This window comes from Sneathiella sp., from assembly GCF_036844445.1.
Taxonomy (GTDB): domain Bacteria; phylum Pseudomonadota; class Alphaproteobacteria; order Sneathiellales; family Sneathiellaceae; genus Sneathiella.
In genome coordinates this window covers 170,729-196,491 of record NZ_DAIUFV010000006.1, presented here as the reverse complement: position 1 = coordinate 196,491, position 25,763 = coordinate 170,729, and the positions used below count along the sequence as shown (strand labels likewise).

The window sequence follows — 25,763 nt, the reverse complement described above, 5'->3', positions numbered from 1 at the left end:
AGAGGCGGAATCTACGGGTCCTGAACGCACGGCTGCGAGCTGAGGAGCACTACAATGTCTGCTAAAAAAACCGCCCTTGTCATTAGCGCCCATGCTGCCGACTTCGTCTGGCGATGCGGCGGGGCAATCGCCCTGCATCAGCAGAAGGGCTATGACGTGACGATCGCCTGCCTATCCTTCGGCGAGCGCGGCGAGAGCGCGAAACTCTGGAAGCAGGAAGGCGGCACCACCCTTGAGGCCGTAAAGAAAGCGCGGCAGATCGAGGCGGAGAATGCCGCGAAAGCGCTCGATGCGCATGATATCGTGTTTTTTGATCTCGGCGATTACCCGCTCGAAGTGACGCGCGACGACAAATTCAAACTCGTCGACCTGATCCGCAAGGTTCAGCCCACGTTCATGATGAGCCATTCGCAGTACGACCCCTACAACACCGACCACAGCTTCGCGACGCGCCTCGCCATCGAGTGTCGCATGATCGCGCAGGCATGGGGCCACAATCCCGGTGAGAAGGTTCTCGGCGCGCCGCAGCTCTATCTTTTCGAACCGCACCAGACCGAACAGATGGGCTGGAAGCCGGATGTGTTCCTTGACATCACGCCGGTCTGGGACAAGAAGCGCGCCGCCATCGAGTGCATGGAAGGGCAGGAGCATCTCTGGGACTACTACACCAATGTTGCGGAAAACCGCGGCAACCACTTCCGCCGCAATTCGGGCGGGCAGGCGGGCGGGCGGCCGGCTCGTTATGCGGAGGGCTTCCAGTCCGTCTATCCGCGCACCGTGGATGAACTCTGATGGGCGTCGTCGTCCAGAATATCGAGCGTGCCGACCCCGAGGTAATTGCAAGGCTCGGCCGCTCTGGCGTCGCCACAGTGCATGAGGCGCAAGGGCGCAAGGGCCTCCTCGCCTCCTATATGCGCCCCATCTATTCCGGCGCATCTATCGCGGCATCAGCCGTCACCATCTCCGCCCCGCCCGCCGACAACTGGATGGTGCATGTGGCGATCGAACAGGTGAAGCCGGGCGATATCCTCGTGCTCGCCTCCACCTCGCCCTCGGATGCAGGCTATTTCGGTGATCTTCTCGCAACCTCGATGCAGGCGCGCGGCGGCGTCGGCCTCGTCATTGACGCAGGCGTGCGCGATGTGCGCGATCTCACGCAGATGGGCTTTCCCGTCTGGGCCAAGGCAATTTCGGCGCAAGGAACGGTGAAGGAGACGCTGGGATCGGTCAATATCCCCATCGTCTGTGCCGGCCAGCTTGTCAATCCGGGCGATGTCATCGTCGCCGATGACGATGGCGTCTGCGTCGTCCGTCGCGAGGAAGCAGCGGAAGTCGCTGATCTCGCCGAGGCACGCATCAAAAATGAGGAAGAGAAGCGCCAGCGCCTCGCCGCGGGCGAGCTCGGTCTTGACATGTACAAGATGCGCGAGCGGCTGAAAGAGAAGGGCCTCAAATATGTCTAGCGCCCGCTGCATGTGGATGCGGGGCGGCACCTCGAAGGGTGGATATTTCCTGAGCTCGGACCTTCCCGCCGACCGTGCCGCGCGGGATGCGTTTCTGCTGCAGATCATGGGATCGCCCGACCCCCGGCAGATCGACGGCATGGGCGGCGCCGATCCGCTTACCTCGAAAGTTGCGGTTATCGGCCCCTCAAGCCGGCCGGGCGTCGATGTGGATTATCTCTTCCTGCAGGTGGTCGTCGATCAGGCGATCATCTCGGATTCGCAGAATTGCGGCAATATCCTTGCAGGCGTCGGTCCCTTCGCCATCGAGCGTGGCCTTGTGCCGATCACGGGCGATGAGACGGATGTCACCATCTATATGCAAAACACCGGTCAGACCGCCATCGCCCGGGTGCCGACGCCGAACGGCAAGGTTTCTTATGAAGGCACGGCGCGCATCGATGGCGTGCCGGGAACGGCGGCGCCGATCCCGCTGACCTTCACCGAGACCGCGGGCTCGACTTGCGGCGCGCTGCTCCCGACAGGGAATGCCTCTGACGTCATCGACGGGATCGAGGTCACGCTCATCGACAACGGCATGCCCTCCGTCATCCTCCGCGCCTCCGACATGGGTATCACCGGCCGCGAGAGCCGCGAGGAGCTTGAGGCAAACACGGCGCTGAAGGAGCGGCTGGAGACGCTGCGCCTGAAAGCAGGACCGTTGATGAATCTCGGCGACGTGACGACCAAGACCGTGCCGAAGATGTGCATGGTGAGTCCGGCGACGAATGGCAGCGCACTCTCGACACGAACCTTTATCCCGCATCGCTGCCACGCCTCAATCGGCGTTCTCGGCGCGGTGACGGTCGCAACCGCGGCAGCGCTCAAAGGATCGCCCGCGGCCAGCCTCGCGGTCATCCCGGACGGGCCAAGAAAGACGCTCTCGATCGAGCATCCGAGCGGCGAGACGTCAGTCATTCTCGAGATGAACGACGCGGGCGAGGTGGCCAGCGCCTCCATTCTGCGCACGGCCCGTAAATTGTTCGATGGTGTGGTTTTTGCGCACGAGACAGAGACAGCATGATGGATCCCGATTACCTGCCCTTTCACCCCAACCCGTCGAAGCCGACCTTTAAGGCGCCGCCCGGCGCGGTCGATGCGCATTGCCATGTTTTCGGCCCGGCGCATCTCTTCCCTTACGCGCCGGAGCGGAAATACACGCCCTGCGATGCGCCGAAGGAGAAGCTGTTCGGGCTGCGCGACTATCTCGGCTTCTCCCGCAACGTCATCGTGCAGGCCTCCTGCCACGGCAAGAATAACGATGCGCTGGTCGATGCGCTGAAATCGGCGGGCCGCCTTGCGCGCGGCGTTGCCGTCGTGGGGCAGAATGTCAGCGACGACGAGCTCAAAGAGATGGATGCGGCGGGCGTTCGCGCCGTGCGTTTCAATTTCGTAAAACGCCTCGTCGATGCGACACCCAAGGAAATATTCCTTGGCATCGCCGAGCGGATCGCGAAGCTCGGCTGGCATATCGTCGTCTATTTCGAAGCACAAGACCTCGAGGATCTGATCCCCTTCCTGAAGCAACTTCCGACCATCGTCGTCGTCGACCATATGGGCCGGCCCGATGTGAAGAAGGGCGTCGACCATCCCGACTTCAAGCGCTTCATCGTCCTGCTGGCCGAGAATGACAATATCTGGACGAAGGTGAGCTGCCCCGAGCGCCTGACGGTTTCCGGGCCGCCCTATGATGACGTGATCCCCTTCTCGCGCATGCTGGTCGAACGCTTCCCCGACCGCGTTCTCTGGGGCACCGACTGGCCGCATCCGAACATGAAATCCCATATGCCGGACGACGGTATACTGGTCGATGTCATCCCGCGCATCGCCGTAACCGAGGAGCTGCAGCGCAAGCTGCTGATCGACAATCCAATGCGGCTCTACTGGCCGGAAGAGCGTTCCGCGCCATAATAATATAGAGACAAGGACAGGGACAGGCATCCGATGCAAAGCTTGAAAGGCAGAAACCCCATACCCGGGACGATCCTTTTTGACGGCAATCAAGCCGTCAAAGGGTATCAGCTCAATAAAATGTGCTTCTCCTTCAACGAGGCGAAGAACCGCGAAGCCTTTCTGAAAGATGAGGATGCCTATTGCGCGAAATATGGCCTGACGCCGGCGCAGCGCGAGGCAATCAAAGAGCGCAACGTGCTGAAGCTCCTGAAACTCGGCGGGAATATCTATTATCTCGCCAAATTCACCGGCATCTTCGGCCTCAACATGCAGGATATCGGCGCGCAGCAGGCGGGCATGACGCTGGAAGAATTCCGCGCCAAGCTGCTCGCCGCGGGGAAGAAATGACATGGCAAGACTAATCGGCGGCATCGGCAGTTCCCACGTCCCGGCGATCGGCAATGCGATCGAGCGGGAGTTGCATGCGGATCCCTACTGGCAGCCCTTCTTCAAGGGCTTCGAGCCCGTCTGGAAATGGATGGAGGAGAAGAAGCCCGACGTCGCGATCCTCGTCTATAATGATCACGGCCTTAACTTCTTCCTTGATGCTATGCCGACCTTCGCGATTGGCGCCGCAGCGGAATATCAGAATGCCGATGAGGGATGGGGGTTGAAACCACAGGGTCCGTTCAAGGGCGATCCTGAATTCTCCTGGCACCTCATCGACAGCCTGGTGCATGAGGAATTCGACATCACCATGTGTCAGGAAATGCTGGTGGATCATGGCTTCACCGTGCCGATGTCGCTGATGTGGCCGGATCAGGCAGAGCGCGAGCGGGTCCGCGTCATTCCGCTCTGCGTCAATGTTGTGCAGTATCCCTTCCCGACCGCCCGCCGCTGCCTCAAACTCGGCGAAGCGATCGGCCGCGCCGTCGCCTCCTTCGAGAAAGATCTCGACGTCGTCATTCTCGGAACAGGCGGTCTCTCGCACCAGCTGGATGGGGAACGGGCCGGTCACACCAACCCGGAGTTCGATCGCGCCTTTCTTGAGCGGCTGAAGGACGATCCTGAATGGCTGCTGCAATTCTCCAATTATGAGCTGGCCGAAAAGGTCGGACCGCAGGGCGTCGAGATGATCATGTGGCTGATCATGCGGGGCGCGCTCGGCAACAATATCCGCGAGCTTACCCGGAGTCAGCATGTCCCCATCTCCAACACCGCAACCGGCGTCGTTCTCTACGAGACGCTGACGGAGTGAGCGGGGCGGAAAGAGACTGGCGCATTGCCGCTGTCCGTGCCAGAGTTGCAGGCCGGAGGGGTTAACGGGGCAGGACGGCAGCAAGCAGGATGAGCGGATATATTCTCGCCCTCGATCAGGGCACGACGTCAAGTCGGGCAATCGTCTTTGACAAAAACTACCAGCCCGTCGCCACCGCGCAACAGGAATTTGCGCAGATTTTTCCGGCCTCCGGCTGGGTCGAACATGACCCGGAGGAGATATGGAGCAGCGTCGTCGCGACGGCCCGCAGGGCGCTTGCACAAGCAAACCTCACGCCCCGCGACATCGCCGCGATCGGCATCACCAACCAGCGCGAGACAACAGTCATCTGGGATCGCGAGAGCGGCCGGCCCATCCATAACGCCATCGTCTGGCAGGACCGGCGGACGACCGATCTCTGCAACCGGCTCCGCGTAGACGGGCTGGAAGCGATGTTCATGGAACGAACCGGGCTCGTCCTCGATCCCTATTTCTCGGGCACTAAGATCCGCTGGCTCCTCGATCACGTCGAGGGGGCACGCGCGAAGGCGGAGGCCGGGAAGCTCGCTTTTGGCACCATCGACAGCTTTCTTCTCTGGCGTCTGACCGGCGGGCGGGTGCATGCGACCGATGCAACGAATGCCAGCCGCACGCTGATTTATGATATCCACCGCGGGGAGTGGTCGGAGGAGCTTCTCCGAATTCTCGATATCCCAAAATCCCTGTTGCCGGAGGTGCGCGACTGCGCCGCCGATTTCGGTAGCGTCGAGGCGCATATCCTTGGCGGCGGCATCGGCATCAAGGCCATCGCAGGCGATCAGCAGGCGGCGACCGTCGGGCAGGCCTGCTTTGCGCCCGGCATGATGAAATCGACCTACGGCACCGGCTGCTTCGCGCTGCTCAACACAGGCGCGACGCCGGTGAAGTCACAGAGCAAACTGCTGACGACGATCGCCTATCAGCTGGGCGGCAAGGCCACCTACGCGCTCGAAGGCTCGATTTTTGTTGCCGGCGCCGCCGTGCAGTGGCTCCGTGACGGGCTGGGTATTATCGAGAGCGCCGAGCAGTCCGACGCACTTGCGAAAGCGGCCGATCCGGCGCAGCGCGTCATCATGGTGCCGGCCTTCGTCGGGATCGGCGCGCCCTATTGGGATGCCGACTGCCGCGGCGCGATTTTCGGCCTGACCCGCGCCTCAGGCCCGAGGGAGTTTGCCCGCGCCGCGCTCGAGAGCGTCTGCTTCCAGACCCGCGATCTGCTGGAGGCGATGCGCGCCGATTTCACAAGTAGCGCGGAAACGGTCCTCAGGGTGGACGGCGGCATGGTTGTCTCGGAATGGACGATGCAGCGCCTTGCCGATATTCTCGGCGCGCCGGTCGACCGGCCAGAATCGTTCGAGACCACCGCCCGCGGCGCCGCCTACCTTGCCGGCATGCAAAGTGGATTTTATCCCAGGATTGAGGCCTTCGCCAAAAGCTGGCAATGCGAACGGCGCTTCACCCCGACCCTCTCCACGGCCGAGAGGGACGCCGCCTATGCTATGTGGCAGGATGCCGTCCGCCGGACACTCACCGGTTACACGAGATAGAAGAACGAGGAACAGCATCTCCATGAAAACGATCGAGTATTTCTATACCGGCCATTCCGTCTTCGCCTATATCGGCCATGCCGAGTTCCTGCGCATTGCGAAGGCCGCGGGGCGCAAGATCGATCACCGGCCGTTCGATCTCAGAAAGCTAGTGACGACGACCGGCGCGCAGCCGATGGCCGAGCGCTCAAAGGCACATCTTGCCTATTTCTTCGGGGTCGAGGTCCGCCGGTGGGCCGCCTATCGCAACGTGCCGATCCTGTCGCACTCGCCGACCCATCACAAGAATGACATCACGCGCCTCAACTGCCTGCTCATTGCTGGCAAGGAGCAGGGCGTCGATGTCGACCGCCTGTCCCACGAAATGCTGCGCGCCCATTGGGTTGACGATTTCGATCTCGACAATCTCGATGATCTTCGGACAATCTGCGAGCGGGCGGAGATTGCGCCCGCTCCGCTGCTGGGCGCGCTTGACGATCCGCATATTCTCGATATTTATCGCCGCAATACGGACGAGGCGATCGAGCGCAGCGTTTTTGGCGCGCCGACCTATTTTGTCGACGGCGAGATGTTTTATGGGCAGGATCGCCTCGAAATCATGGAGCACACAATGACGAGAGCAACCTCGAAGGGATAGACAAGGGCCGTGAGTGCGGATTTCGATCTTTATGTCATTGGCGGCGGCATCAACGGCTGCGGCATCGCGCGGGACGCGGCGGGGCGCGGCTACTCGGTCGCACTCTGTGAAATGGGCGATCTGGCGAGCGGTACGTCGTCGGGCTCGACCAAGCTGATCCACGGCGGCCTTCGCTATCTTGAGTATTTCGAGTTCCGGCTGGTGCGCAAGGCGCTGCTGGAGCGGGAGATCCTCTGGGCGAATGCGCCGCACATCATCCGCCCGCTCCGCATCGTCCTGCCGCATCACAAGGGGCTGCGTCCCGCGTGGCTGCTTCGGCTCGGCCTTTTCATTTACGATTATATGGGCGGGCGACGTAAACTTCCGCCGACACGCCGGCTCGATCTTCAAAAATCCCCTGTCGGCGCACCGCTGAAGGATGTTTACCGCACCGCGTTTGAATATTCCGATTGCTGGGTCAATGACTCGCGCCTTGTCTTGCTGAACGCGATGGATGCGGCGGCTCGGGGCGCAGTTATCGAGACGCGCACGAAATGCATCGCCATCGAGCCGGCCGGCAACGTCTGGCGCCTCACGCTGCAAAATACGCGAAACGGAGAGACATCGACCCGGACCGCGCGCATGATTGTCAACGCCGCCGGCCCCTGGGTCGATAAAGTGGTCGGCACGGCAACCCGAAAGGGCGATCCGCATAATCTTCGCCTTGTCCAGGGCGGCCATATCGTCGTGCCGAAGCTCTATGATCACGACCGCTGCTACATGTTCCAGAATGCCGACGGCAGGATTATTTTCGTCATTCCCTATGAGCAGAAATATACGCTCATCGGCACAACGGACAGGGATTACACAGACGATCCGGGCGAGGTGAAGATCACGCCCGAGGAAGTATCCTATCTTTGCCGCGCGGCGAGTGAGTATCTGAAGACGCCCGTTCATGAAACAGATGTCATTTGGGACTATGCCGCGGTGCGCGCGCTCGTCGATGACGGTGCGAGCAAGGCGCAGGAAGCAACGCGCGACTATCTGCTGCAGTGGCAAGGCGGACGCGGCGAGCTGCCGTTTCTCAACGTCTTTGGCGGAAAGATCACCACCTATCGCCGTCTCGCGGAAGCCGCAATGGAAAAGATCGAAGAAAGGCTGGCGCCGAAAGGCGCCGCATGGACGAGCGATGCGCCGCTGCCGGGCGGCGATTTCCTTATCGAGGAGCTGCCCCGCCTGATTGCGGAACTCGCGGCTCGCTACCCCTTTCTCAGTCGCCCGGACGTTGAGCGGCTGGTCCGATCCTACGGCACGCGGGCGGCTGGCGTGCTCAACGGCGCAGCGAGCGATGCGGATCTCGGTGCGGATTTCGGCAACGGCCTTCGTGAAGCTGAAGTGCGCTACCTGATGGCGCATGAGTGGGCGGAATCGGCCGATGATATCCTCTGGCGGCGGAGCAAACTCGGCATCGGCCTCCCACCCGGCAAAGCGGAGGTTCTACAACTTTGGATTGCAGAAAACCACGCACTCAATCCGCCCGGGCGAGGAGCACGCCGAGGAGAATGATCACCGTCCCGACGATCTGCGCGAGCGATATGCTCTCGTCAAGCATCAACATGGCGCTCAGGATCGCGACAACGGGGGTGAGAAAGCCGTAAATCATCCCTTTCGTGACGCCAAGGCGAAGGATTCCGGCACAGAACCAGACAAAGCCGAGCGCGGCGCCGAAGACGGCCGTCGCGAGCCAGGCGGCCCAGCCGATTGCCGGGATATGCGCCCAATCCTGAACGAGAATCCCCGGAAGGGCAAAGGCCGTCAGAATGGCCGCGCCGAACAGCATTGCCCAGGCGGTAACAAAGATCGGCCCCCGTTTCATGATCAGGGGTCTGGAGATGACGGTATAAACGGCCCAGGCAATCGCGGCAATGATCACCATGACGTCGCCGACGATGGAGCCCGCGCCGATCGTCAGCGTCGTCAGGCTGTTGTTGATGACGAGTGCAACACCCAGAAACGCCAGCACGATACCGACCCAGCCCTTCCAGCCCGGCCGGTTGCCGAGGAAGGCCGATATCAGCGCCCCGAATATCGGCGAGGTGGAAAGCAGAACCGCCGTCTTTGAAGCGCTCGTAAGGCTGAGCCCGTACGCCCAGCCACCCTGAAAGATTGTAATACCAATCAGCCCGATGAGCGCATATTGCGCGATCTCCCGGCGCGTCACCGCGATCGGCATATGGCGAAACCAGAGAATCACGAAAAGCACAAGCGCCGCAATCAGGTAGCGCGTCGCCGAGAAGACCAACGGGTCCATGAATGAGAGCGCAAATTTCGAAATCGGAAAGTTGACACCCCAGACAGTCACGGCTCCGAGAACATAAAGATCTCCCGCACTTGGCTTTGATTTTCGCACCTGCCAGCCCCTGCCCATTGCCTCTCGCTTCCCTCCTCGCGCCCGCCCCGCGCTTTCCATATTGACGGCTCATTGAACAAGAGGATAGGATATTATCGCGGCTCAGGACGACGAACTTTTTCTAAAGTCGTACTTTATTATTTCACGACGGGTCGCCCGAACGCGTAATTCGCGTATAACATGTGCTCGTGTCGTGTAAATCAAAAAAAATCGTAATATTTTATTTGAATTTGTCCCATGCCGTCATAGCGCGGTCGACTGCTAATCAAATGTTCAGACTTTTTCGTTACGCTCTCTAATAAATGAGGCCACCATATGGAAGCAGCAATGCTTAACACGACTATGACGGAAAAACTGTTCAGCAATGAAGGCAAGATGCCTTTCGTCGAGAACAAGCACCCGGATATGGCATACATCACGCGCTTGCTTGATCTTTGCATAGAGACCAACATGTGGGCGAATCGCGGACCACTCTATCATATGCTCGCGGAGAAGTACCAGGCGCATATGAATGTTCCGCTTGATCGCAAGATCGTTCCGTGCGCCAACGGCGGCATCGGCCTTGAGGCGCTGGGGCGGCATCTTGAGCAGGGATTTGGCAGGAAAATCCGCTGGGTCGGCAGCTCGTTCAGTTTCAGCAACCTCGGACGCGGCTATTTCGCCGGGATGCAGTTCATCGACTGCACCTTGCAGGGCATCCTCGATGTGGAAATTCTCGCATCGCTCGATCCTTCAACTTTCGACGGCTTTGTGGTGACCAACCCGTTTGGCGCCTGGCCTGATTTTTCCCCCTTTATCGAATTTGCAAAAAGCTCCGGCAAATTCATGCTGATCGACAATGCCGCGGGCTTGAGTGAGCAGCTTCCCGACTGGCCCTATCAGAGCTTCAGCCTGCATCACACCAAGCCCTACGGCGCCGGCGAAGGCGGCCTGATGCTGTGCCCTGCGGGCGAGGCGGAGGCAATTTACGGCCTCGTAAGCTACGGCCCGCTTGACGAGGCGGGAAAATGGTCCTGGATCAACAATGGCAAGGTCTCGGACATCTCCTGCGCCTTCCAGATCGACCGGCTCGCCAGTTGCGACAGCTGGAAACCGCGATATGTCGAGCAAACCCGGCGCATTACGGAACTCGCCGCCCGGGTGGGGCTCACGCCTCTCTATCCTTTCGATGAGACGATACCGGCGACAAGCCTGCCATTCTGCAGCGCCGAGCCGATTTTGGAGGAAAGAGTTCAGGCGTCCAAGTTCCTGACATTGTCCAAATATTATCAGCCACTTGCGCCAACGCCGGTGTGCATGGACATCTTTAGCCGGCTGGTCAACATTCCCTGTCATTCCGACGTTGCATTCATTTCCGATGACAAGCTGTTGCATGATTTCGCGCAGCTGACGGGCAAGTCAGCGGCCAATCTCAACTGACCGCGCCGCGGGCGTCAAACTCTGGCGCACCGGCGGGCAAATCGCGCGCCGGCGAGCAAGAGCACCCGTTCCCTGTTTGCGATAAATCATCCGCCAACAAAAATTGTTGCAGTTACATTTTGCCCCTCCTATCTTTGTTTATTAACTTCCGCTCAAGGAAGAAAAAGGGAGGAAAAACAGGATGTACCCAGGGAAATATGCGCGCGAGCACCCCGATCGGGCGGCTTTCATCATGGCATCGACGGGCGAAGCCGTCAGTTACCGGGAATATGAGGAACGCGTCAACCGGCTGGCTCACCTGCTGCAGCGGACGGGCCTGAAACACCGCGATCACTACGCAATTTTCATGGAGAACAACTCCCACTACATGGAAAGCTGTGCGGCGGGTGAACGCTCTGGCCTCTATTATACCTGCATCAACTCCTATCTCACCGCGGATGAACTTGCCTATATCATCAACAACAGCGAATCCAGGGTCCTGATCACCTCTAAAGAGAAGAAAAAGACGGCGCGGGAGGCGCTGAAGCAGTGCCCCGATATCGTTCTTGCCATCGTCGTCGATGATGCAAGCGATGATCGCTTTATCAGTCTGGCGGAGGCGACAAGGGACTGTCCGTCAACACCGCTTGAGAAGGAGCGCCTCGGCCTCTCCATGCTTTATTCATCGGGGACAACGGGCAAGCCGAAGGGGATCCTGCGGCCCATGCCCGACGTTCATCCGGCCGATCAGATCCCGCTTTACATATTCCTGCAAAAACTCTGGCAGTACCGCGAAGACATGATCTACCTCTCGCCCGCGCCGCTTTATCATTCGGCGCCGCAAGCGGCCGTCAACTTCGTCATGCGGTTTGGCGGAACCGCCATCATCATGGAGCGCTTCGATCCGGAGCAGTATCTGAAGCTGGTGGAGAAATACAAGGTCACGCACACCCAGCTTGTCCCGACGATGTTCTCGCGCATGCTGAAACTGCCCGAAGAAATCCGCAAAAAGGCGGATACATCCTCGCTGGAGATCGCAATCCATGCCGCCGCCCCCTGCCCGGTGCAGGTCAAGCGCGATATGATCAATTGGTGGGGACCGATCATCCATGAGTATTATGGCGCCACGGAAGGGCTCGGTTTTACCGCCTGCAACAGCGAGGAATGGCTCGCCCATCCGGGTTCCGTCGGCAAGGTGCTGCTTGGCGATCTGCATATATTAGATGATGAGATGAAGCCCTGCCCGGTCGGCGTCTCGGGGACTGTCTGGTTCAAAACCGCGACGGAGTTCGAATATTTCAACGATCCGGACCGCACGAAAGAAGCGCTCTCGCCCGATGGGACGATGAGCACCGTCGGCGACATGGGCTATATCGATGAAGACGGGTATCTTTACCTCACCGACCGTGCCACTTTCATGATCGTCTCGGGCGGCGTGAATATCTATCCGCAGGAATGCGAGAACCTCCTCATCACGCATCCGAAGGTCGCCGACGCCGCTGTCTTCGGTGTTCCCAACGAGGATTTTGGCGAAGAGGTGAAAGCGGTTATCCAGCCGATGCCCGACTATTCGCCCGACGCGGCGCTGGCTGCCGAGCTCGATGCGTTCTGCCGGGCCTATCTCTCGCCGCAGAAATGTCCGCGCTCCTTCGACTTTGAGGAGCAGTTGCCGCGCCTTCCGACAGGCAAGCTCTACAAGCGCCTGCTGCGCGATCGCTACTGGGGGAACAAGACCAGCCGGATCGTCTGAGGCGCGTTTTTTATACGTTGGCGGCCCTCCGCCCCGGGCAGAGATGCAGGCTTGTCTGGGGCGCAAACTGCATTATTATCATGACTCATGAACGACGAGTCACGAGTAAGAGCCGCCAAGTTTGCCATCGGCCAGATCGTCAAGCACAGGATCTATCCCTTCCGGGGCGTGATCTATGATGTCGATCCGACTTTTGGCAATACTGAGGAATGGTGGGAAGCAATCCCCGAAGACGTGCGGCCCAAAAAGGACCAGCCGTTCTACCACCTGTTTGCCGAAAATGCGCAAACGACTTACGAGGCCTATGTCTCCGAGCAGAACCTGCTCCTCGATGACAGCAACAAGCCGATCACGCACCCGGCGGTTAAACATTATTTCGCCGGCCTTGAGGATGGGCGCTATATCGTCTCGAACCGGCTGAATTCTTAAATCTTTTTGGGGATTTTTCTCCGTTTTTCGCCCTTCGCCTCACGCCAATAAGGGTGGCGGCGGTTAGATTTTCCACACGCCCGCCCTATTATCACTAGCTGACACTCGAAGCGCGCACGGCATCCGCTACGGCCACGCCCCCTTGCGTCGTTACCAACCTGCGCCCCGCTGAAGCATGCGAGAACGGAGACAAGCCATGCCCCTCTGGAAACTTACCCCGTCTGCAAACCCTACCGATCCACATTGGAAAGGATATCGCTACCGCGATCCGCTCTTCGTCGTTGCGGAGAAGGAAACCGACGCCCGCCTGAAAGCGACGGAATGGTACAAGGCGACATATCAGGGCGATCCCGATCTGATCATCAACCAGTTTTACCGCAGCGCCTTCAGCGATGAAAAGCTCTACCAGGCCCGGGAAGTGGCGTCCGATGCGTTGTCGCCGGAAGAGCGGACCTATCCGCTGGTGAAGTGACACCCTCTCCGGATCGCAACGACGATCAACGCCAGCGCGCCGGAGTGCTCGATTCAGGGATGAACGATATGTTCAGGATTTTCCTTATTCTCAGCCTACTGATGCTGGCGGCCTGCGATGATTTCCCGAAAGATGCCGAAGCGACGCTGCAAAAGGCAGAGGACCGACAAACTTTGCGGATCGGCATTATCGAGCATCGGCCGTGGGCATATCGGACCGACAGCGGCTTTGCAGGGCTCGAAGTGGAGATCGCATCGGACTTTGCGAAAAGCCTGGGCCTCTCCCCCGACTGGCAATATCTCCCCGAAGCGCGCGCGTTTGAAAAGCTGGAGCAGTTTCAGCTCGACCTCGTTATCGGCGGCCTCGCGACTGACAATCCGCGCGGGAAACACGTCGGGATGACGCGGCCCTATCTCGAACTTGGTGATCGGAAAAAGGATCAGCACGTGCTGGCGACGCCGCCCGGCGAAAACCGCCTGATTACCTCGCTCGAAAAATTTCTGAAGCGGCAGGCGCCGGATATTCATGAACGGTACGCCGAGGAGCTGCAGAAATGAAACTCGCGCCACAATATGAATTCAATGACGAACAGGATAAGGCGCTCCGCAAGGCGCGGCGGCTCGAATATATCTCCCTTGCCTATCTCGTTAGCGTCATCCTGCTAATGTACACGGTCATGGGCTCATCGCAGGCCATGAAAACGGCATGGGTCGAGGACTGCCTGAGCCTTATCCCGCCGATCTGTTTCCTGTTCGGCACCTACGTCTGCTGGCGAAAGCCGACGAAGCATTACCCATACGGCTTCCATCGGGTTATTTCGATCCTCTTCCTCTGTACGGCGCTTGCGCTGCTGCTGATGGGGGCGTTTTTGCTGTTCGAATCTGTTCGCAACCTCGTCTTGCAGGAACACCCGACCATCGGCATGAAGGAGTATTTCGGGCAGGATATCTGGCTCGGCTGGTGGATGATCCTTGTCCTCCTCTGGGGCACTTTTCCGCCGGTCATTCTCGGGCTTGCCAAGATGAAGCCCGCGAAGATCCTGAACGACAAAATCCTGATGACGGATGCGCAGATGAACAAGGCCGACTGGATGACGGCCGCCGCCGCCATCGCCGGCGTTCTTGGCATCGGCTTTGGGTTCTGGTGGGCGGACTCGGCGGCCGCCGCGCTGATCTCTCTCGATATTCTGAAAGATGGCTGGAAGCAGACGAAAGACGCCGTCACCGGGCTGATCAACCGCGCCCCCACATCGGTTGAGAACGGCTATCTCGATCTCCCGGACAAGGTACGCGCGACGCTCCTTAAGCATAGCTGGATCGCCGATGCGGAAGTCAGGCTGCACGAGCAGGGCCATGTGATTTTCGGCGAAGGATTTATCAAAACCGCCAATGACGGCGCCGTATCGCCCGAGCAGCTGCGAGGCGCCATGCGCGAGATCCGTGACCTCGACTGGCGGCTTCAGGAGTTTTGCCTGACCGTCTATCCCCATACCAGTGCGGAGGAGATCTCTTCATAATTATATTATGAAATCCTCATAAAAATGACGCATTTTTCCTGTGATATGGGATCCATCAGACAAACCCTTCCCGCCGCCTGACGAGGGCCGGAGCGGGATATGCGACTGGCGCATTCGCTCAAGCATGAGCGGCATCCGGATGGCCAGAAATGAACCCCGCGCTTCCTTGCCAGTTGCAAAGACGGAACCGAAGGAGAAATTCCATGCCCTACCAGAACAAGCAATGCGTCGAGGCGTGCAACCATTGCCTCAGCACCGCCGCCTTCTGCTCAAAAGCCTGCATCGAAGACGGCCGGCCGGCCTGTGCGAAGCGCTGTCTGGAATGCATCGAAATGTGCCGCGTGATGAGTATATTCGCGGCCCGCGGATCACTTAACCTTGCGGCCGTCGCGACAGCCTGCGCGCGAATATGCATCGCCTGCGCGGATGAGTGCGACAAACATGACACCCATCATTGCAGAGCCTGCGCCGACGCCTGCCGCCGCTGCGCGGCCGAATGCCGGAACCTCACCGGTGATCCCGAAGTTGTTGTTGTGTAACCGGTTAAAACCCGCCTCGAAAAGGAGAAAGAGATGTCCAAGCTAACCAATCTGGAAGAGCTGTTTGAGCACCTGCTGCAGGATATGTATTACGCCGAAAATCAGATTACCAAGTCGCTCCCGAAAATGATCAAGAAAGCAACGAACCCGAAGCTGCAGAGTTGCTTCGAAGACCATCTGGAAGAAACAAAGGGCCAGGTCAAAAAACTGGAAAAGGTTTTTGAAATCTGCGGCCTGGAGAAAGAGCGCGAAAAGTGTGAAGCCATGGACGGGCTGATGGAGGAAGGCGACGGCCTGATGAAGGAATCCAAGGCGGGTGCGGTTCTTGATTCCGCCATGATCGCCGCGGCCCAGAAGATTGAGCATTATGAAATCGCTTCCTATGGCACGCTTTGCAACATCGCCAATCAACTCGGCGAAAAGGAGGCGAGCAAACATCTGCATGAAATTCTGGAGCAGGAGAAGGCGACCGACGTGAAGCTCTCCAAACTTAGCGACAGTATCGAAGAGCAGGCGATGAAAAAATCCGCCTGATCCTTATTCGTTTCTCAATATGGGAAGGAATAGCAATGCGCGCTTTATGCTGGCACGGCAGAGAAGATATCCAATGCGATACGGTTCCCGATCCGGAGCTGGAGAACTATGACGATATTATTGTCAAAGTGACAGCGACGGCCATCTGCGGTTCAGACCTTCACCTCTATAACGGGCTGGCGTCCGGAATGGAGGAAGGCGACATCCTCGGCCATGAATTCATGGGCGAGGTCGTCGAGAAAGGCCCTGCCATTGCCCGGCTGGATATCGGCGACCGCGTTGTTATTCCTTTCACCATTTCCTGTGGCCAATGCTATTTCTGTCAGAGAACCCTTTTCTCCCTCTGCGATAAATCCAATCCGAACGCCGAGAGGGCGGCGAAAATGATGGGACATTCGCCGGCCGGCCTGTTCGGCTATGCGCACCTGCTCGGCGGCTTTGCGGGCGGTCAGGCGGAATATGTACGCGTGCCCTATGGCAATGTCGGCCCGCTCAAGATCGAAAGCGATCTCGCGGACGAACAGGTTCTTTTTCTCTCCGACATTTATCCGACCGGCTATATGGGCGCAGAGAATGCGGACATCGAAGCGGGCGATACCGTGGCCGTCTGGGGCTGCGGCCCGGTCGGACAGTTCGCGATCCAGAGCGCCTGGATGCGGGGCGCGGGGCGCGTGATTGCCATCGATTGCGTGCCGGAACGCCTCGCGCTCGCCAAAACCGCGGGCAAGGCGGAGACCATCAATTTTGAAGATCTCGACGTTTATGAAACACTGATGGAGCTGACCAGAGGGCGCGGACCCGATCGCTGCATCGATGCGGTTGGCGCTGAGGCGCACGGCGCCGGCACATGGGCCGATGTCAAGGAAATGACCCAGCTCAAAACCGGCCTGATGACGGACCGCCCATTCGTGCTCAACGAAGCGATCCGATCCTGCCGCAAGGGCGGCAATATATCGATGCCGGGGGTCTATTTCAGCAAGGCGAAGATCCCCCTCGGTCCGCTGATGAACAAGGCGCTGACCCTGCGCGGCGGCCAGACACATATGCAGCGCTACATGGCGCCCCTGCTCGACCTCATTGAGGAGGGAAAGATCGATCCCTCCTACATCATCACCCATCGCGGCAGTCTTGAAGACGGGCCCGATTTTTACAAAGCCTTCCGTGACAAGGAAGACAACTGCATCAAATGCATCATGAAACCTTAAGCGCAAGGAGCATTGAAATGGCGAAAGATCATGGCAAGCAGATCAAGAAGGACGACACCTACGAGGAGCTGCGCAAGAAGGGCGCGAGCAAGGAGAAGGCCGCCCGCATCGCCAACGCCCAGGCGAACCCCCATCGGCATCCGTCGGAAAAGGGCGGGCGCGCGGCGAAATATGAGGATCGCTCGAAGGATGAGCTTTATCAAAAGGCAAAGGATATTGGCATCAAGGGCCGCTCTGGCATGAACAAGAGCGAGCTTATCAACGCCTTGCGGAACCACTGACCGCGCAGGTCATGGGAAATGATCAGGCCATTAGCGATGCGGACCTCATGGAGGTCGGCCTGATCTATGTCGAGGAACAGAAACCCGGCATTACCCGCGTGAAATGCGGGCGCGGCTTTTCGTTTCGGCGGGTGAACGGAAAGGTGGTAAAGGATCCGAAACGGCGCGCGAGGCTCCTCGCTCTCGCCGTCCCGCCCTCCTACACCGACGTCTGGTACTGCCCCTCGCCCAACGGGCATTTACAGGCGACCGGCTTTGATTCGAAGGGCAAAAAGCAGTATTTCTATCATCCTCTCTGGGAAGAGCTGCGCGACAGGAACAAATTCTCCCTGATGGAAGATTTTGGCAAAGAACTTCCCTCCTTTCGCCGCAAAATCGCCTATCGCATAAAGCATTCCGAAGATGGCAAGGAGAAGCTTCTCTGCGCCATGCTGCGCATCCTCGACAAAACCGGGATGCGCATCGGCAATGCCGTATCGACGGAGACCAACCAGACATACGGCCTCACCACCCTTCGCAAGCAGCATATCTCCGTCGATCGCGAGACGGTCCACTTCTCCTTCAAAGGAAAGGGCGGCGTTCTGATAAAATGCGAACTTTATGATCCGGGCCTCGCACGCGCGCTTGAAGAATGCATTCACTGGCGCGGTGTCCATATCTTCGCCTTCAGGGACGCGGCGGGTCGTCGCCACCAGATCCGCTCGGAAGACATCAACAATTTTATTCATGAACATATGGGGCCCGCGTTTTCCGCGAAAGATTTTCGCACCTGGCGGTTTAGCACCCTGTTTCTCGAAGAACTGGTCCGGCAGCGGAAACGCGGCGATCCGTCGCTGAAATCCGTATTCGAGGAAATCGTCGCGCACACATGCAACACGCCCGCAATCTTGAAAAGCAGCTACATCCATCCGGGCCTGCTGGAGCTTTGCCGGCAGGGCAAGGAGGCGCGCCTGCCGGACTCCCCGGCGCCGACGCGCGGCTTGCAAAAGGCGGAAGCGTTGCTGCTCGCCTATCTGCAATCAGCGGGCGCGAATACCACACTCTTCTGATATGCCTCTGAAATCAATCGTCTGACTTATAAAAAACAAATTTGCTTTGTAGCCTGCTACTCCCGCTTTGGTCAGGGCATGCACTTGCAATTGCAAGGTCCGTCGTCTTTACGCGTCGGTCAATTCAAGTCTCGGCATGACTGCAGGATCGCACCGCGACTTCCGCGGTTCATGTCCGAGACGTCGATATTCAAGCAATAGATGAGGTGAAAATAAACACCATGCTAGAAAGATATAACAGAACCGGTATCAGGCTTGGCCTCTGTGTGGCGCTTGCGAGCCTGCTGCTCGCCGCGCCGCAGTCATCCTATGCCGACAGCAACTCCCCGCCGCGCGCCAGCGCGCAATTTATCAACGCTAACGGCCAGTATATCGGCATGGCCATGCTCGAGGAAACCGCGAGCGGGGTGATTATCCGCATTGAAGCCCAAGGGCTTACCAGCGGCGATCATGCCATTCACCTGCATGAAAAGGGAAGCTGCAGCCCGGTGCTCGGCGTCGGGATGGAGCGCTCAACGACCGTCACCCCCTTCAAGGATGCCGGCCCGCATGTCAATAACGACGCCACACTGCATGGCAAGCTGAATCCGGGCGGGCCGCATACGGGCGATTTTGACAATGTTCATGTGGCCGCCGACGGCACATTGCATGCGCAACTCTTTAGCGACGATATGACCCTGCGAAGTTCGGGCGGCGAGAGCATTGCGCATATTCTCGATCGCGATGGTACGGCGATTGTTATCCACGAAGGGCCGGACGATTACAGAACGCCGCCCGCCGGTGCATCCGGCAGCCCGGTTGCCTGCGCCGTCATAAAGGGTAGCTGATTGATCGGTCGGAGACATCCGGCGTGCCCTGACCCGCGGGATCTTGCCTCTGCTCCCCTTCACGCCGTTACGCGAGCGTTTTCTGCAGCACCTCGAAAGTGACAGACTCGTCCGTGAACGTCGCCCATGGCTCCTTTCCTTTTGAGAGGCGACGGAAAATATTGTTGAGCGTATAGCTTTTCGGCCCGAGTTTGCTGTCGCCAAGTTCCTCCCAGGCAATCGGCGTCGCGACCGACGCCTCTTCCTGCGCGCGGAGCGAATAGGGCACGACCGCTGTCATTCCGTAATCATTTCGCAGATAGTCGATAAAAACCTTGTCGCCGCGATTATCCTTTCGCTTCTCGAGCGTCGCGATCTCGCCGGCGCGCGTCTCAAGCTCCCTCGCCCAGTGATGCGCAATCTCCTTCACGGCCGCGAATTTTTCCCCTGGACGCAGCGGCACGTGAATATGCAGGCCGCGTGATCCGGTTGTTTTAAGAAATGACGGCAGCCCCCATTCATCGAGCAGATCCTTAAGTATGAACGCGGTCTGGCGCACCTTTTCGAAATCATTGTCGGAGGGATCGAGGTCGAGAATGATCTGATCGGGCTTTTCGAGATCGTCTTTGCGCGCCAGGCCCATATGCAGCTCGATCACATTCTGCCCCGCGAGATAGACGAGATCGGCCGGCTCATCGGCGGTGATCATCCGCATGATTTTCCCGTCCCGGCTCTTCATCGGCACATTCATCCGTTCGACATAATCCGGAAAATAGTCGGGGGCGTGCTTGTGAAAAAAGCCGGGCTTGCCGATCCCGTGCGGATATTGGCGAAGTGTCAGCGGTCGGTCCTGAACAAAGGGCAGGAGATATTCGGCAATGCGCTTGTAATAGGCCGCGATATCCTTTTTGCTGAGACCTGCTTCGGGAAACAGGAGCTTGTCGGGGTGGCTGATTTCCACATCTTCTGTTTTCATGGCAGTGCCTCCTCCTTCCATGCGTTCATTATATACCGCCCCGGCGTGACTTAGCCCGCGATAATTGTTCCGCCGTTCGGATGCAGCACCTGCCCCGTCATGTAACTTGAATCGCTGCTCGCCAGAAAGACATAGGCCGGCGCGATTTCATCGGGCTGCCCCGCCCGGCCCATCGGCGCGCTTTCACCGAACTCCGCCACCTCGTCCGCATCAAAGCTCGACGGTATCAGCGGCGTCCAGACCGGCCCCGGGGCGACGCCGTTTACGCGGATCCCCTTATTCACTAGATTTGCCGAGAGCGAGCGGGTCAACGCGACAAGCGCTCCCTTGGTCGCGGCATAGTCCATCAGCACGGGCTGTCCGCGATAGGCGGTGATCGACACCGTATTGATGATGCTGGCGTTTTCTTTCAGATGCGGCAGCACTGCCTGCGTGAGATAAAAGGCGCCGAACACATTGGTCGCGAAAGTTCTCTGAAGCTGCTCGGGCGAAATATCCTCGAGTGCATCGGCCGTATGCTGCTCGCCCGCATTGTTGATGAGAATATCGATCTTGCCGAATTTCTCGATCGTCTCCTCAACGCAGCGCTTGCAAAAGGCAGGATCGGCAATATCGCCGCAAAGCCGGATGCACTGTTGCCCTTCGGCGAGGATATGATCTTCCGTTTCCCGCGCATCCTCTTCTTCTTCGAGGTAGATCATGGCGATATCCGCGCCTTCCTTGGCAAAGGCGATAGAGACCGCCCGGCCGATACCGCTGTCGCCGCCGCTGATGAGCAGGGTTTTGCCTTCGAGCTTTCCGGCAGCCTTGTAGTTTTCCATAAAAGACCGCGGCGGCGGAGACATTTCCGTCTCCCGCCCGGGTTGATGATCCTGATGTTGCGGAGGCTGGCCGCCCTCGTCATAGTGCGCGGCGGCGGATGCGCTGCTTTTCCCGTTGCCGCTGCCATTTCCGGCGACGCTTCGGGGCGGCTCAGAGCCACCTTGCACCTTCCGGGCCGATGTCATGGCTTTGTCGCGCTGCTCGAGAGGGCTCGCGGGATGCGCTCCGTTGCCCTCTTCCTCAAGCCATTCTTCCGCCTCCCGTTCCGCATCATGATCGAAGTAGCGGATATCCGATGGGAAGAAAATGTCGGAGAACTGGGCCAGCCATTTTTGTGAGATATCCTCTCCGATCACCGCCATGGGGCCAAACTCCCGCCCATGCTTCAGGTCATATTTGAGATCGGACCAGAGAGCGGAGAGCTCCCATCCTTTAAAGTCATCGAGGATAATCTTGAATTTCGGTTTGCTGTGGAGTTCCAGAAGGTGGTCGATGACGGGCAACAGCTGCTCATAATCCCTGTCCGTCAGTTTCGCGCTTGCTGTCAGTTCAATGACATCGTCATGGATATTCCATTTGATCATCGCTCAGTCCTTTCTGTTTCGCGGGAAGGCCAAAGATTATCGGCTCCCGATGTTCGTCGATTGCCCCAGCTCCTAATTGATTTTCCGCATGCGAGCATGATGGTGGGTTCTTGCTCACAACACACTCTATAATTGTTTAAGACGAAATTAGCTGTTGCCGTATCGCATGGAATACGGTTCGGCTTCGGGCGTTGCGCCGACCCGCCTCCTGGCAGGCACCCCGCCTGTAGTGAGTTTTCCAGTTTTCATATAGCTCAGCGGCGCGTGAAACAAATATCAAAGGGGATCCCCGGCAAAGACATCACAAAATCGCCACATCTTCGCCATAGGCAGAACCTCGACTACACCGGTTAAACATAGTTTAGTAGTTTTAAACTGAGATCCTCTTCCCTGAAAGTCGCAGAATTCAGCCACATCTTCGGATTTTCGGAAACAAAACAAGGAGGACATAGCATGTCCCCAGCATCTCCTTTGTTTCAACATTTTTCCCCGCTAAGTAAAGAAGGGGAAAGGAGCGAGTAGTGCTTGCGCCAATCCGCCGCTTCCAAAAAGCGGACAAGCATAGTGTCAATTTCTTCTTCCTCGTTCATCTCCTTTCCTGACATAAGTCCCGCCCTTGAAAAGAGAGGGGAAAGTGATGAGTAGTATTTACCGAGAAAATCATAATTGCTGGAGAACGGGAAAAGCCGATAAAGCGGCGCTTCTGATCGACTGTGCAAATTTCTTCAGGGCGCTTTATGCGGCCCTCTGCGATGCGAAGAAATCGATCTTCATTCTCGGCTGGGATATTGACGGACGCATCGAACTTCTCCGCGGCGAAGAGGGTGAGGATAATGAAATCCCCGTCACACTGTTCGATCTGCTGACCCACAAGGCGGAGGAGAACCAGGATCTGCAGATCTATCTCAACAGGTGGAACTACTCGGTTTTCTTCACGACGGAACGCGAGCCGTTTTCGGGCTGGAAATGGCGCATGCGCACCCCCGCCAATATTCACTACTGCGCCGACTACACAGTCCCCTTCAGCGCCTGCCATCACCAGAAAGTTATCGTCATCGATGATGAGATCGCCTTTTGCGGCGGCATCGACATCGCGCTCGGCCGCTGGGACCAGCGCCAGCATCGGGTCAGGGCGCGGCACCGTGTCGATCCCGGTGGCTGGCTCGATTTCTTCCGCAAGAAATCGTATCATCCGCACCACGATATCCAGCTGATGATGACGGGCCCGATCGTCGGATCCTTCGCAGAGCTGGCGCGAGAGAGATGGAAGACGGGCGCGAAATTCGACGCAATCCGCCCGGCGCTGACGCCCGAGCGCTCTGGTCTTTGGCCTGCGCATGTCACGCCGGATTTCGAGGACATCGACTTCGCCATCGCGCGCACGCTCCCCAAGACGGCCGATACGCCCACCGTTCGGGAAATCCAGCGCATGTATATCGACGAAATCGCGCGGGCGGAAAAATTCATCTATATCGAAAACCAGTATCTAACCTGCCCGCTGATCGCGAAAGCGCTGCAGCGGCGGCTGTGGGAAAGGCCGGAGCTTGCAGTTCTGGCCGTGAGTTCCGATGTCCCGCGCGGCTATATGGAACATAAGTCCATGTGGACGGGGCGCGTTGCATTCTGCGACACCGTCACGGCGGAGATGCCGGATAATGCGCGTTTCGCGGTGACCTACCCGCTTACGGCCGAAAACGGCAGGGAAAAGACCATTCATATTCATTCCAAAGTCATGTTCGTCGATGAAAGGTTTCTTCATATCGGCTCATCGAACATGAATAACCGCTCCATGGGCTTCGATACAGAATGCGATGTGATTATCGAGGCGCAGGATGATGCGAGCCGCGCCCGGATCGCCAAGCTGCGCAACAATCTAATTCGCGAGCACACCGGACGGGAGGAGAAGGATATTGCCGCCCTTATTGCGGCCTCCGATCTCGATACCCTGCTCGAATACCAGCCGCACAGCCGGCAGCATCTGCAGAAAATTGACAACGGCCCCTATCGCAACGGGCTGCTGACGCCGCTCGCCATCAAGCTCGGCGACCCGAAGGAGGCGCATCTGCTGGTCAACCTGCCGGTCCGGCAGATCCTCTTTTTCTCGCTTGCCCTGGCCCTGATCGGTGTCCTCGCGTGGCTGTCGATCCGCCCATTCCTGCCCGACGAGTTTCTGAACATTTTTTCCGAAGACGGCTTTAGAAGCCTGATGGAGAACGCGCGGCAAAGTAGCTGGAGCCCCCTCATTCTCATTGGGCTTTATCTCCTCGGCGGCGCATTTTTCTTCTCGGTCATGGCGCTCAATCTGGTGACAGCGATCGTGTTCGGACCGGTCTACGGCTTTTTATACGCCTATCTCGGATCGCTGACGAGCGCTGCGGTCGCCTATGCCATCGGGCGGGGCGCCGGCGCGAAACTGTCGCGCTGGTTCAAGCCCGTCCTCGACAAGATGAAGGAATATACCGACCGCGGTGGCGTCCTCGGCATGACCATGGTGCGGATGGTGCCGATCGCGCCCTTCACCGCAATCAACGTCACGCTCGGCATGGCGCAGGCCGGTTTTGCCGCCTACATGATATCGACATTTCTTGGCCTGCTGCCCGGGATTGCCGCCAAGTCGCTGTTTGGCGGGGCGCTCGGCGAACTTTTCTCCAACCCTGAGCCGGAAGTGATTTTCTACACCATCGGGACCCTGACTGTATGGATGCTGATCCTCTGGGGAACCCATAGGATCTTTAAGCACTATAGGAGCAGAAAAGCGTCATGAACGCGCTCCGCATTCTAAGTTTCAATATTCACGGCGGCGTCGACAGAAAGGGCCTTGGGAACCTTCGGCGCATTCACGCGCTCATGGAAGATTTCGACATCGATATCGGCGTCCTGCAGGAGATGGAAACGCGGCCAAGCCGGGGCGGCCACCCCGGGAACGTCGAGATCCTCTGCGGGAACGAGCGGCCGCACCGACTGCTCGGCCCCGCCATGAAGGAAGACGGCGGGTGGTACGGCAACCTCATTCTCAGCCGGTTTCCAATCGTCCGCGGGCTGGTGCATGATCTTGAACGCAAGCATCAGGTGCTGGAGCCGCGCAATGCTGTCGATGCGCTGATCGAGACGCCGAAGGGCCGGCTTCGCGTGATCGGCACGCATCTGTCCCTCTCCTCCATCTTGCGCCGCTGGGAAATCACCAACCTGATCCGTCTTATCAACATGGTGGAAGATAAAGCCCGCTCCCCGGTGTTCTTCATGGGTGATTTTAACGAGTGGCTGTGGTCATCGCGCCTGCTTCGGCATCTGGACCGGCTGATGCGCCCCCTGCCGTGCGCCAAGACATTCCCGGCCTTCTGCCCCGTATTCCGGCTCGATCGTGTCTGGTGCGACGAGCCGGGCTACAAAGCGGGCATGAAAATGAAACTGGATGCCGAGGCGCGAACGCTGAACGGGCCGGAAGTGCGCGATCTCTCCGACCACCTGCCCCTCCTGATCGAGGTGCGACTTTGAGATGAGCATAAAAACGATTATTTTCGATATCGATGGCGTTCTCATCTGGCACCATCCGAGCGACCCGTCAAAAGACTGGCGACGGCACCTGTTGCCCTCCGACATGCTCGCCTTGTGGGAAGAATTTCAGAAGTCCGCGGATTGGCGGCGCTGCCTTCGCGATGCGAGCCTCGATACGCGCAGGTGCTTTTATCGCCACCTCGACCGCCGCGGACAGCTCGATCGCCGGGCGGCGGACCGTGTCATTGATACCTGGCTGACCTATAACCTGGTGCCCTGCCGGCCCGCCCTCGGAAAGATCAAGGAGTGGCAGGCAAGCGGTTTTACCTGCGCCATCGCCTCGAACCAGGACGGACTACGGAAACGCCGCATCGAACGGTGGCTCCGCAAACATGCTCTCGACACATTTCCATGCTTTATTAGTTGTGATGTTAGGACGGCCAAGCCCGATACGGATTATTTCCGTCATATCGAAATAAGCCTCGGGCGGAAGCCGGAGGAATTATTATTGATAGATGATACTCCAGAAAACATCGCCGCCGCCAGAAAGGCCGGTTGGTCCTCTTTTTTAATCGATGAAAGCTATAGATTAAGCCCTTTTAAGTGGAATTCAATCGCCTTTTCCTGACGCGCCAAGGGAAT

General features: G+C 58.4%; 27 protein-coding genes and 1 pseudogene. 24 read left to right on the top strand and 4 right to left on the bottom strand.

All coding sequences use genetic code 11. From position 1 onward, the window contains the following. The first annotated feature begins 54 nt into the window (after positions 1–54). The 9 genes from V7Z56_RS13205 to glpD all read left to right on the top strand — a co-directional run bounded on the left by V7Z56_RS13205 (position 55) and on the right by glpD (position 8,421). Positions 55–792 carry a PIG-L deacetylase family protein gene (locus V7Z56_RS13205; protein ID WP_334129972.1) on the top strand — a complete coding sequence of 246 codons (738 nt, stop codon included), beginning with the start codon at positions 55–57 and terminating at the stop codon, positions 790–792. Then, positions 792–1,463 carry a 4-carboxy-4-hydroxy-2-oxoadipate aldolase/oxaloacetate decarboxylase gene (locus V7Z56_RS13200; protein WP_334129971.1) on the top strand — a complete coding sequence of 224 codons (672 nt, stop codon included), beginning with the start codon at positions 792–794 and terminating at the stop codon, positions 1,461–1,463. The genes V7Z56_RS13205 and V7Z56_RS13200 overlap by 1 nt, the downstream gene beginning before the upstream one ends. Beyond that, complete coding sequence (locus tag V7Z56_RS13195; RefSeq protein WP_334129970.1) at positions 1,456–2,526, top strand: 4-oxalomesaconate tautomerase; 1,071 nt, start codon at positions 1,456–1,458, stop codon at positions 2,524–2,526. The genes V7Z56_RS13200 and V7Z56_RS13195 overlap by 8 nt, the downstream gene beginning before the upstream one ends. Beyond that, positions 2,526–3,413 (top strand): amidohydrolase family protein, encoded by an 888-nt coding sequence (locus V7Z56_RS13190; RefSeq protein ID WP_443023816.1) that lies wholly within the window; start codon positions 2,526–2,528, stop codon positions 3,411–3,413. Before V7Z56_RS13195 ends, V7Z56_RS13190 begins: the two co-directional genes overlap by 1 nt. A gap of 33 nt (positions 3,414–3,446) precedes the next feature. Continuing rightward, entirely contained in the window at positions 3,447–3,803 is a 357-nt protein-coding gene (locus tag V7Z56_RS13185; RefSeq protein WP_334129968.1) for a protocatechuate 4,5-dioxygenase subunit alpha, read from the top strand. A 1-nt stretch (position 3,804) separates the two neighbouring features. Beyond that, positions 3,805–4,653 (top strand): class III extradiol dioxygenase family protein, encoded by an 849-nt coding sequence (locus tag V7Z56_RS13180; protein WP_334129967.1) that lies wholly within the window; start codon positions 3,805–3,807, stop codon positions 4,651–4,653. 89 nt (positions 4,654–4,742) lie between these two features. After that, on the top strand, positions 4,743–6,239 hold the full coding sequence (gene glpK, locus V7Z56_RS13175; protein ID WP_334129966.1) for a glycerol kinase GlpK: 1,497 nt from the start codon (positions 4,743–4,745) through the stop codon (positions 6,237–6,239). 22 nt (positions 6,240–6,261) lie between these two features. Beyond that, entirely contained in the window at positions 6,262–6,876 is a 615-nt protein-coding gene (locus V7Z56_RS13170) for a 2-hydroxychromene-2-carboxylate isomerase (RefSeq protein WP_334129965.1), read from the top strand. Positions 6,877–6,885: 9 nt separating this feature from the next. After that, entirely contained in the window at positions 6,886–8,421 is a 1,536-nt protein-coding gene (gene glpD / locus V7Z56_RS13165; protein WP_334129964.1) for a glycerol-3-phosphate dehydrogenase, read from the top strand. Here glpD and V7Z56_RS13160 read toward each other — a convergent pair. Next, positions 8,384–9,283: a DMT family transporter gene (locus V7Z56_RS13160; protein WP_334129963.1), complete on the bottom strand. Its 900-nt coding sequence runs from the start codon at positions 9,281–9,283 to the stop codon at positions 8,384–8,386. The genes glpD and V7Z56_RS13160 overlap by 38 nt on opposite strands. Positions 9,284–9,592: 309 nt before the next feature. Here V7Z56_RS13160 and V7Z56_RS13155 point away from each other — a divergent pair, with 309 nt between their 5' ends. The 12 genes from V7Z56_RS13155 (at position 9,593) to V7Z56_RS13100 (ending at position 19,265) form a co-directional block, all read left to right on the top strand. Then, the gene (locus V7Z56_RS13155; protein ID WP_334129962.1) at positions 9,593–10,684 is read left to right on the top strand and encodes a hypothetical protein; all 1,092 of its coding nucleotides are present in this window, start codon (positions 9,593–9,595) and stop codon (positions 10,682–10,684) included. Between the two features lie 181 nt (positions 10,685–10,865). Further along, positions 10,866–12,413, top strand: a complete 1,548-nt coding sequence (locus V7Z56_RS13150) for an AMP-binding protein (RefSeq protein WP_334129961.1) — start codon at positions 10,866–10,868, stop codon at positions 12,411–12,413. Positions 12,414–12,500: 87 nt separating this feature from the next. After that, complete coding sequence (gene hspQ, locus V7Z56_RS13145; RefSeq protein WP_334129960.1) at positions 12,501–12,842, top strand: heat shock protein HspQ; 342 nt, start codon at positions 12,501–12,503, stop codon at positions 12,840–12,842. A gap of 196 nt (positions 12,843–13,038) precedes the next feature. Beyond that, positions 13,039–13,314 (top strand): hypothetical protein, encoded by a 276-nt coding sequence (locus V7Z56_RS13140; protein ID WP_334129959.1) that lies wholly within the window; start codon positions 13,039–13,041, stop codon positions 13,312–13,314. Between the two features lie 68 nt (positions 13,315–13,382). After that, positions 13,383–13,871: a transporter substrate-binding domain-containing protein gene (locus tag V7Z56_RS13135; RefSeq protein WP_334129958.1), complete on the top strand. Its 489-nt coding sequence runs from the start codon at positions 13,383–13,385 to the stop codon at positions 13,869–13,871. Then, the gene (locus V7Z56_RS13130) at positions 13,868–14,830 is read left to right on the top strand and encodes a cation transporter (protein ID WP_334129957.1); all 963 of its coding nucleotides are present in this window, start codon (positions 13,868–13,870) and stop codon (positions 14,828–14,830) included. Before V7Z56_RS13135 ends, V7Z56_RS13130 begins: the two co-directional genes overlap by 4 nt. A 203-nt stretch (positions 14,831–15,033) precedes the next feature. Further along, positions 15,034–15,369, top strand: a complete 336-nt coding sequence (locus V7Z56_RS13125; protein WP_334129956.1) for a four-helix bundle copper-binding protein — start codon at positions 15,034–15,036, stop codon at positions 15,367–15,369. A gap of 33 nt (positions 15,370–15,402) precedes the next feature. Further along, a complete protein-coding gene (locus tag V7Z56_RS13120; protein WP_334129955.1) occupies positions 15,403–15,903 on the top strand; it encodes a YciE/YciF ferroxidase family protein in 501 nt (166 codons plus the stop codon). Between the two features lie 35 nt (positions 15,904–15,938). Beyond that, positions 15,939–17,108, top strand: coding sequence for a zinc-dependent alcohol dehydrogenase (locus V7Z56_RS13115; RefSeq protein WP_334129954.1), 1,170 nt, complete (start codon positions 15,939–15,941; stop codon positions 17,106–17,108). A 17-nt stretch (positions 17,109–17,125) separates the two neighbouring features. Beyond that, complete coding sequence (locus V7Z56_RS13110) at positions 17,126–17,389, top strand: DUF7218 family protein (RefSeq protein WP_334129953.1); 264 nt, start codon at positions 17,126–17,128, stop codon at positions 17,387–17,389. A gap of 11 nt (positions 17,390–17,400) precedes the next feature. Further along, entirely contained in the window at positions 17,401–18,438 is a 1,038-nt protein-coding gene (locus V7Z56_RS13105) for a DNA topoisomerase IB (RefSeq protein ID WP_334129952.1), read from the top strand. Positions 18,439–18,659: 221 nt separating this feature from the next. Next, complete coding sequence (locus tag V7Z56_RS13100; RefSeq protein ID WP_334129951.1) at positions 18,660–19,265, top strand: superoxide dismutase family protein; 606 nt, start codon at positions 18,660–18,662, stop codon at positions 19,263–19,265. Between the two features lie 67 nt (positions 19,266–19,332). On the opposite strand, the gene ligD is transcribed toward V7Z56_RS13100, so the two are convergent. From ligD to V7Z56_RS15725, 3 genes and pseudogenes are all read right to left on the bottom strand, one after another. Beyond that, a complete protein-coding gene (gene ligD / locus V7Z56_RS13095; protein WP_334129950.1) occupies positions 19,333–20,220 on the bottom strand; it encodes a non-homologous end-joining DNA ligase in 888 nt (295 codons plus the stop codon). A gap of 50 nt (positions 20,221–20,270) precedes the next feature. Further along, entirely contained in the window at positions 20,271–21,227 is a 957-nt protein-coding gene (locus V7Z56_RS13090) for an SDR family oxidoreductase (protein WP_443023815.1), read from the bottom strand. 66 nt (positions 21,228–21,293) lie between these two features. After that, positions 21,294–21,626: pseudogene (locus tag V7Z56_RS15725) on the bottom strand (STAS/SEC14 domain-containing protein); the annotation flags it as partial. Between the two features lie 637 nt (positions 21,627–22,263). On the opposite strand from V7Z56_RS15725, the gene V7Z56_RS13085 reads away from it, so the two are divergent. Genes V7Z56_RS13085 through V7Z56_RS13075 form a run of 3 tightly spaced genes read left to right on the top strand, consistent with a single transcriptional unit; the run spans position 22,264 to position 25,749 of the window. After that, the gene (locus V7Z56_RS13085; RefSeq protein ID WP_334129948.1) at positions 22,264–24,390 is read left to right on the top strand and encodes a VTT domain-containing protein; all 2,127 of its coding nucleotides are present in this window, start codon (positions 22,264–22,266) and stop codon (positions 24,388–24,390) included. After that, positions 24,387–25,121 carry an endonuclease/exonuclease/phosphatase family protein gene (locus tag V7Z56_RS13080; protein WP_334129947.1) on the top strand — a complete coding sequence of 245 codons (735 nt, stop codon included), beginning with the start codon at positions 24,387–24,389 and terminating at the stop codon, positions 25,119–25,121. Before V7Z56_RS13085 ends, V7Z56_RS13080 begins: the two co-directional genes overlap by 4 nt. Position 25,122: 1 nt before the next feature. Next, a complete protein-coding gene (locus V7Z56_RS13075) occupies positions 25,123–25,749 on the top strand; it encodes an HAD family hydrolase (protein WP_334129946.1) in 627 nt (208 codons plus the stop codon). The last annotated feature ends 14 nt before the right edge of the window (positions 25,750–25,763 follow it).

Coding starts and splice junctions, on each gene's coding strand:
- V7Z56_RS13205 (WP_334129972.1), top strand. CDS start 55: ATGTCTGCTAAAAAAACCGCCCTTGTCATTAGCGCCCATGCTGCCGAC.
- V7Z56_RS13200 (WP_334129971.1), top strand. CDS start 792: ATGGGCGTCGTCGTCCAGAATATCGAGCGTGCCGACCCCGAGGTAATT.
- V7Z56_RS13195 (WP_334129970.1), top strand. CDS start 1,456: ATGTCTAGCGCCCGCTGCATGTGGATGCGGGGCGGCACCTCGAAGGGT.
- V7Z56_RS13190 (WP_443023816.1), top strand. CDS start 2,526: ATGGATCCCGATTACCTGCCCTTTCACCCCAACCCGTCGAAGCCGACC.
- V7Z56_RS13185 (WP_334129968.1), top strand. CDS start 3,447: ATGCAAAGCTTGAAAGGCAGAAACCCCATACCCGGGACGATCCTTTTT.
- V7Z56_RS13180 (WP_334129967.1), top strand. CDS start 3,805: ATGGCAAGACTAATCGGCGGCATCGGCAGTTCCCACGTCCCGGCGATC.
- glpK (WP_334129966.1), top strand. CDS start 4,743: ATGAGCGGATATATTCTCGCCCTCGATCAGGGCACGACGTCAAGTCGG.
- V7Z56_RS13170 (WP_334129965.1), top strand. CDS start 6,262: ATGAAAACGATCGAGTATTTCTATACCGGCCATTCCGTCTTCGCCTAT.
- V7Z56_RS13160 (WP_334129963.1), bottom strand. CDS start 9,283: ATGGGCAGGGGCTGGCAGGTGCGAAAATCAAAGCCAAGTGCGGGAGAT.
- V7Z56_RS13155 (WP_334129962.1), top strand. CDS start 9,593: ATGCTTAACACGACTATGACGGAAAAACTGTTCAGCAATGAAGGCAAG.
- V7Z56_RS13150 (WP_334129961.1), top strand. CDS start 10,866: ATGTACCCAGGGAAATATGCGCGCGAGCACCCCGATCGGGCGGCTTTC.
- hspQ (WP_334129960.1), top strand. CDS start 12,501: ATGAACGACGAGTCACGAGTAAGAGCCGCCAAGTTTGCCATCGGCCAG.
- V7Z56_RS13140 (WP_334129959.1), top strand. CDS start 13,039: ATGCCCCTCTGGAAACTTACCCCGTCTGCAAACCCTACCGATCCACAT.
- V7Z56_RS13135 (WP_334129958.1), top strand. CDS start 13,383: ATGTTCAGGATTTTCCTTATTCTCAGCCTACTGATGCTGGCGGCCTGC.
- V7Z56_RS13130 (WP_334129957.1), top strand. CDS start 13,868: ATGAAACTCGCGCCACAATATGAATTCAATGACGAACAGGATAAGGCG.
- V7Z56_RS13125 (WP_334129956.1), top strand. CDS start 15,034: ATGCCCTACCAGAACAAGCAATGCGTCGAGGCGTGCAACCATTGCCTC.
- V7Z56_RS13120 (WP_334129955.1), top strand. CDS start 15,403: ATGTCCAAGCTAACCAATCTGGAAGAGCTGTTTGAGCACCTGCTGCAG.
- V7Z56_RS13115 (WP_334129954.1), top strand. CDS start 15,939: ATGCGCGCTTTATGCTGGCACGGCAGAGAAGATATCCAATGCGATACG.
- V7Z56_RS13110 (WP_334129953.1), top strand. CDS start 17,126: ATGGCGAAAGATCATGGCAAGCAGATCAAGAAGGACGACACCTACGAG.
- V7Z56_RS13105 (WP_334129952.1), top strand. CDS start 17,401: ATGGGAAATGATCAGGCCATTAGCGATGCGGACCTCATGGAGGTCGGC.
- V7Z56_RS13100 (WP_334129951.1), top strand. CDS start 18,660: ATGCTAGAAAGATATAACAGAACCGGTATCAGGCTTGGCCTCTGTGTG.
- ligD (WP_334129950.1), bottom strand. CDS start 20,220: ATGAAAACAGAAGATGTGGAAATCAGCCACCCCGACAAGCTCCTGTTT.
- V7Z56_RS13090 (WP_443023815.1), bottom strand. CDS start 21,227: ATGACATCGGCCCGGAAGGTGCAAGGTGGCTCTGAGCCGCCCCGAAGC.
- V7Z56_RS13085 (WP_334129948.1), top strand. CDS start 22,264: ATGAGTAGTATTTACCGAGAAAATCATAATTGCTGGAGAACGGGAAAA.
- V7Z56_RS13080 (WP_334129947.1), top strand. CDS start 24,387: ATGAACGCGCTCCGCATTCTAAGTTTCAATATTCACGGCGGCGTCGAC.
- V7Z56_RS13075 (WP_334129946.1), top strand. CDS start 25,123: ATGAGCATAAAAACGATTATTTTCGATATCGATGGCGTTCTCATCTGG.